This window comes from Mycobacterium colombiense, from assembly GCF_003284935.1.
GTDB classification, from domain to species: Bacteria; Actinomycetota; Actinomycetes; order Mycobacteriales; family Mycobacteriaceae; genus Mycobacterium; species Mycobacterium arosiense_A.
In genome coordinates this window covers 1-5482 of record NZ_QMEV01000124.1, presented here as the reverse complement: position 1 = coordinate 5482, position 5482 = coordinate 1, and the positions used below count along the sequence as shown (strand labels likewise).

The following is a 5482-nucleotide window of genomic DNA, read 5'->3' as shown; positions in this document are numbered from 1 at the left end:
CGTGGTGGCCCCCACACCGGTGGAGACCGCGCCCACGGCCTTTCTGGTGGAAGGCCGGGTCGCGGTGTCGGTCCCGGCGACCTGGTCGACGCAACGGGTGATCAGCGGACCGGGCTCGGCACGCGTACAGGTCACGTCCCCGACGGATCCCGAAGTCGCCTTGCACATCACCCAGTCCCCGGTTGCGGGCGACACACTAAGCGGCACCGCCGAGCGGTTGAAGCGCGCGATCGACACCGAGCCCCCCGGCGTCTTCGTCGACTTCAATCCGTCCACGACCAGCGCCGGCCGACCGGCCGTGACGTACCGCGAGGTGCGCGCCGGCCATCACGTGCGATGGACCGTGCTGCTGGACGGCCCGGTCCGGATCAGCATCGGTTGCCAGAGCCGCGCCGGCGACGAAGGCCCGGTCCGCGATGCCTGCGAACGGGCGGTGCGATCGGCTCACGCGATCGGTTGAAAACTCGAGGGAACCGAAGGACCGCCGCGCGGGTCGAAATTGGTATGTCTGCTAACGCACTGAGCACCGACTTCGACCTGATGCGGTCGGTGGCGGGTACCACCGACGCCCGCAACGAGGAAATCAGGGCGATGCTGCAGGCATTCGTCGGCCGCATGAACGGCGTGCCGCCATCGGCCTGGGGCGGGCTCGCGGCCGCGCGCTTCAAGGACGTGATGGAGCGCTGGAACGCCGAGTCGCTGAGGCTCTATCACGCGCTGAGCGCGATCGCGGACACCATCCGGCACAACGCCGCCACCCTGCAGGAGGCCGGCCAAAACCACGCACACCACATCGCCGCCGCCGGCGCAGACCTGTGACGAGAGAGGATCCCCGTGGAACCGGTGCTTTCCTATAACTTCGGCGAAATCGAGCACTCCGTGCGGCAGGAGATCCATGCCACCTCGGCCCGCTTCAACGCCGCGCTCGACGAGCTGAGCTCGCAGATCGCACCGCTGCGGCAGCTCTGGACCAGTGAAGCGGCCGCCGCCTACCAGGCCGAACAGCTGACATGGCATCAGTCGGCGACCGCGCTCAACGAGATACTGGCCGAGCTGGGAAATGCGGTGCGCGACGGTGCCGAAGAGGTGGCCAACGCCGACCGCCGGGCCGCCGGCGTCTGGGCGCGGTAGCGGCCGAAGGGACACTGCGCGGTCCTCGCCGCGCCGTGAGACTGTGTGGTCCTGGCGGGGGAGAGCCGTCGGGACCACACAGTCATTTTGACCTGCGGGGATGGCGGTCGGTAAGCTGCTCCGTTGGCGTGCGGTACGCCGGGGCCTCGGGTCAATGTCGGTCGCCGAGACCAAGCCCTTACCGCGAACGCCTGACCGGCCCCCGGGTCATACCGGGATCCACCTCGAGAAGAAGAGAAGGTAAGCGCTGTGCCTACGTACACGCCAAAGGCGGGTGACACCACGAGGTCGTGGCACGTCATCGACGCCACGGACGTGGTGCTTGGCCGCCTTGCCGTCGCGGCAGCCACCCTGCTGCGCGGCAAGCACAAGCCGACGTTCACCCCCAATGTCGACGGCGGTGACTTCGTCATCGTCATCAACGCCGACAAGGTCGCCTTCAGCGGCCAGAAGCTGGACAAGAAGCTGGCTTACCGCCACTCGGGGTATCCCGGCGGTCTGAGCAGCCGAACCATCCGCGAGCTGATGGACAAGCACCCCGACCGTGTCGTGGAGGACGCGATCGTCGGCATGCTGCCCAAGAACAAGCTGGCCCGCCAGATCGCGCGCAAGCTGCACGTCTACGCCGGCCCGACGCACCCCCACGCCGCACAACAGCCCGTTCCGTACGAGATCAAGCAGGTGGCCCAGTGACCGAAACGACCGAGGCCCTGGAAAACCCGGAAACCCCGGACACCCCAGAAGTCGCAGAGACCGTCGAGGAAACCGCCGCCGAGGTGACCGAAGCCCCCGTCGAGGCCGCTGAGAGCGCCGCGCCCGCCGAGTCCTTCGTCTTCGACCGGCCCATCCAGACCGTCGGCCGCCGCAAGGAGGCCGTGGTGCGGGTGCGCCTGGTGCCCGGCACCGGCAAGTTCAACCTGAACGGCCGGACCCTCGAGGCCTACTTCCCCAACAAGGTGCACCAGCAGCTCATCAAGGCCCCGCTGGTCACCGTCGACCGGGTGGACAGCTTCGACATCTACGCGCTGCTGCACGGCGGCGGCCCGTCCGGCCAGGCCGGCGCGCTGCGCCTGGGCATCGCGCGGGCCCTGATCCTGGCCCAGCCCGAGGACCGGCCCCCGCTGAAGAAGGCGGGCTTCCTCACGCGTGACCCGCGTGCCACCGAGCGCAAGAAGTACGGCCTGAAGAAGGCCCGCAAGGCGCCTCAGTACAGCAAGCGCTGATCGAGCGATCGCTATCCGGCCACAACTTGGCATCGCGGTGCACAAGTTGTGGCCGGTCGCGGCGTGTCTGCGCCCCGACGTGGCCGTTTTCATTCACAAAGGAACGGGCACGTTAGGTGCAAGCCCGACAACTGTGAGAGGTTTGTTCGCATGGGTCGACTATTCGGCACCGACGGTGTCCGTGGGGTCGCCAATCGCGAGTTGACCGCCGAACTGGCGCTGGCGCTGGGTTCCGCGGCGGCGCGGCACCTCGCGAGCGCCCCGGCACCGGGCCGCCGCGTCGCGGTGATCGGCCGCGATCCGCGGGCCAGCGGCGAGATGCTGGAGGCCGCCGTGATCGCCGGGCTGACCAGTCAGGGCGTCGACGCCCTGCGGGTCGGGGTGCTGCCCACCCCCGCGGTCGCCTACCTGACCGGCGCCTACGACGCCGACTTCGGCGTGATGATCTCCGCCTCGCACAACCCGATGCCCGACAACGGCATCAAGATCTTCGGCCCCGGCGGTCACAAGCTCGACGACGCCACCGAGGACCAGATCGAGGGGTTGCTCGACCTCGATCCCGGACCACGTCCGGTCGGCGCCGGGATCGGACGGGTCATCGACGCCGAGGACGCGGACGACCGCTACCTGCGTCACCTGAGCAAAGCCAGCACCCTGCGCCTCGACGGGCTGACCGTGGTGGTCGATTGCGCCCACGGCGCCGCGTCCGCGGTGGCCCCGCGCGCCTACCGCGCGGCCGGAGCGCGGGTGATCGCGATCAACGCCGACCCCAACGGGCTCAACATCAACGACAACTGCGGGTCGACGCATCTGGATGCGTTGCGCGCGGCCGTCGTCGCGCACCGCGCCGACCTCGGTCTGGCGCACGACGGCGACGCCGACCGCTGCCTGGCCATCGACGCGGGAGGCAACCTGGTCGACGGCGACCACATCATGGTGGTGCTCGCGCTGGCGATGCACGAGGCCGGCGAGCTGGCGTCCAAGACGCTGGTCACCACCGTGATGAGCAACCTGGGCCTGCACCTTGCCATGCGCTCGGCCGGAATCGCGGTGCGCACCACCGGCGTTGGCGACCGCTACGTCGTGGAGGAGTTGCGGGCCGGCGACTACAGCCTGGGCGGCGAGCAGTCCGGGCACATCGTGATGCCCGCGCTGGGCTCGACCGGCGACGGCATCGTCACCGGCCTGCGGCTGATGAACCGCATGGTGCAGACCGGCTCGTCGCTGGCCGAGCTGGCCTCGGCGATGCAGACGCTGCCGCAGGTGCTGATCAACGTCACCGTCACCGACAAGGACACCGCCGCCAGCGCGCCCGCGGTGCGCAGCGCCGTCGGGCAGGCCGAGGCCGAACTCGGCGACACCGGGCGAATCCTGTTGCGCCCCTCGGGAACCGAACCGATGATCCGGGTCATGGTGGAAGCGCCGGAAAAGGACATCGCTGCGCGGATCGCCACCCGGGTGGCCGAAGCGGTCAGCGACGCGCTGTAGATCTCCTAACCCCGCGGAACCCCGCCGCGCCGGCGGGCGTCGGATAAGGCATGAAATCCGTTGGGGGAACACGATCCGTGGCCGTCGACCGCACCCAGATCGACGCGCCGGCCACACAGCGGGTCGCCAATCAATTCGCCATGGCGGCCGACTTCATCGACCGCGCTGTGAGCGATCACCTGGGCAGGCTGGCGTTCGGCGGGCCCGCGGCGGGGCGCGCGCACACCGCCCGCGGCGACGCCCTGCGCGTCGAGGTGGCGCGGCTGGTGGCGCAGGTGTCGCAGTGGGGGCGGGCGTCGGCGGAGATCGCCGTCGCGCTGCGGTCCAGCGCCGAGCGCTACGCCGACGCCGAACTGTATACCGCGGCGCGGATCGCCTAGCTGATGGCTGACCGGTTGGATGTGGCCGCCCGGCTTGCCGAGGGCCGTGATTTCGTCGAGCACACCCAGGCCTACGTGCAGGCGTGTCACGCGCTGGGCTACGAAAACGCCGATCTGACAACGCATCCCGCCCGGGTCCGCGAGTGGTATGCGGGCGCCGACGGCCTGGACCTGCGCGCGCTGGACCGCGACTGCGCGGAGCTGCGGGCGGCGGGCGTGGTGGCGGTCGAAGCGCTGCGGATGCAGCGCGCGCAGGTCGCCGAGCTGGCCGCGGCGTGGACGGGTCCGGGCGGGGACGCCGCGGTGCAGCTGTTGCAGCGGCACTGCGACGCCGCGGATGCGGTCGCCACCGAACTGCGCGCGGCCGCCCAACGGTACGAGTCGCTGCGCGACAACCTGTGGTACCTGGTCGATTCGGAGGTGGCGACCGTCACCGCCGTCGACGACCGTGTGCGCGTCCACCGGCCGGCGTGGCTGGCCGCGGCTGCCGCCGTCACGGCAGGTGACCGGGACGGCGCGGCCGACGTGGTCCGCCAGCAGGTAATGCCCTACGTGGACAACGACATTCGCGGTGACTGGTTGACCGCGGTGCGCGCCGCCTCGGACGGCGTCGACACGTCCTACGCCATGGTTGTCGACAAGATGGCCGCCGTCCCGACGGCGCGGTTCGAATTTCCCGGCGATCTCGGGACCGGTGCTGCGCCGGCGCCACTCGCCCCGCCCGCGCAACCCGCACCGACGTTGACGGCCGCCGCCCCGGTCACCGCCGCGCCCGTACCGCTCACCGCCGCACCGGATTCGGTGACTCCGGCGCCGCCGCCCATCGCCGCCGCAACGCCGCTTCCCGCCGACTGGGGCGCCGGACTCGGCGATGGCCTGGGCCTGCCGGCGGGAGCCCTGGGCGGACTCGGTGGCGGCGATCTGGGCGGTGGTCTCGGAGATGGTGGTCTCGGAGGTGGTGGCGTCGGCGGTGGCGGTGGTCTGCTCGGGCTGGCCGGCCGGCTCGTCGATGCGGTGGGCGGGCTGATCGGATCGGCGGGCGACGGGCTGGATGGCGCGGACCCCTTTACCGACCCCGGCGAGGGCGGCGTGGACGAAAACCCGTTCCACCCTGAAGGTCTGGAGGACACCGACGTCAAGACCGCCGCCGACGACGCGCCCGCCGACGACACGGAGGAGGCCGAGCAGGCCCAGCCCGTCGACGCACCCGAGTCGCAACCCGACGGGTCGATCCCGCCGGTCGAGGCCCCAGCCCCGGCT

General features: G+C 70.9%; 8 protein-coding genes. All 8 read left to right on the top strand.

The window, feature by feature from the left end:
- On the top strand, positions 1-460 hold a 460-nt coding region (locus DQP57_RS26025; protein WP_112635746.1), incomplete at its 5' end, for a type VII secretion-associated protein.
- 44 nt (positions 461-504) lie between these two features.
- The gene (locus DQP57_RS26020) at positions 505-819 is read left to right on the top strand and encodes a WXG100 family type VII secretion target (protein ID WP_112635744.1); all 315 of its coding nucleotides are present in this window, start codon (positions 505-507) and stop codon (positions 817-819) included.
- A gap of 15 nt (positions 820-834) precedes the next feature.
- Entirely contained in the window at positions 835-1131 is a 297-nt protein-coding gene (locus DQP57_RS26015; RefSeq protein WP_430920244.1) for a WXG100 family type VII secretion target, read from the top strand.
- Positions 1132-1380: 249 nt separating this feature from the next.
- Complete coding sequence (gene rplM / locus DQP57_RS26010; protein ID WP_007773455.1) at positions 1381-1824, top strand: 50S ribosomal protein L13; 444 nt, start codon at positions 1381-1383, stop codon at positions 1822-1824.
- Positions 1825-1907: 83 nt separating this feature from the next.
- The gene (rpsI, locus tag DQP57_RS26005; protein WP_165821907.1) at positions 1908-2354 is read left to right on the top strand and encodes a 30S ribosomal protein S9; all 447 of its coding nucleotides are present in this window, start codon (positions 1908-1910) and stop codon (positions 2352-2354) included.
- A 150-nt stretch (positions 2355-2504) separates the two neighbouring features.
- Positions 2505-3842 carry a phosphoglucosamine mutase gene (gene glmM, locus DQP57_RS26000; RefSeq protein ID WP_112635738.1) on the top strand — a complete coding sequence of 446 codons (1338 nt, stop codon included), beginning with the start codon at positions 2505-2507 and terminating at the stop codon, positions 3840-3842.
- 50 nt (positions 3843-3892) lie between these two features.
- The gene (locus tag DQP57_RS25995) at positions 3893-4222 is read left to right on the top strand and encodes a type VII secretion target (protein ID WP_112635736.1); all 330 of its coding nucleotides are present in this window, start codon (positions 3893-3895) and stop codon (positions 4220-4222) included.
- 3 nt (positions 4223-4225) lie between these two features.
- The coding region (locus DQP57_RS27050; protein ID WP_240631893.1) for a hypothetical protein at positions 4226-5482 on the top strand (1257 nt) is incomplete at its 3' end.

Coding starts and splice junctions, on each gene's coding strand:
- DQP57_RS26020 (WP_112635744.1), top strand. CDS start 505: ATGTCTGCTAACGCACTGAGCACCGACTTCGACCTGATGCGGTCGGTG.
- glmM (WP_112635738.1), top strand. CDS start 2,505: ATGGGTCGACTATTCGGCACCGACGGTGTCCGTGGGGTCGCCAATCGC.
- DQP57_RS25995 (WP_112635736.1), top strand. CDS start 3,893: ATGAAATCCGTTGGGGGAACACGATCCGTGGCCGTCGACCGCACCCAG.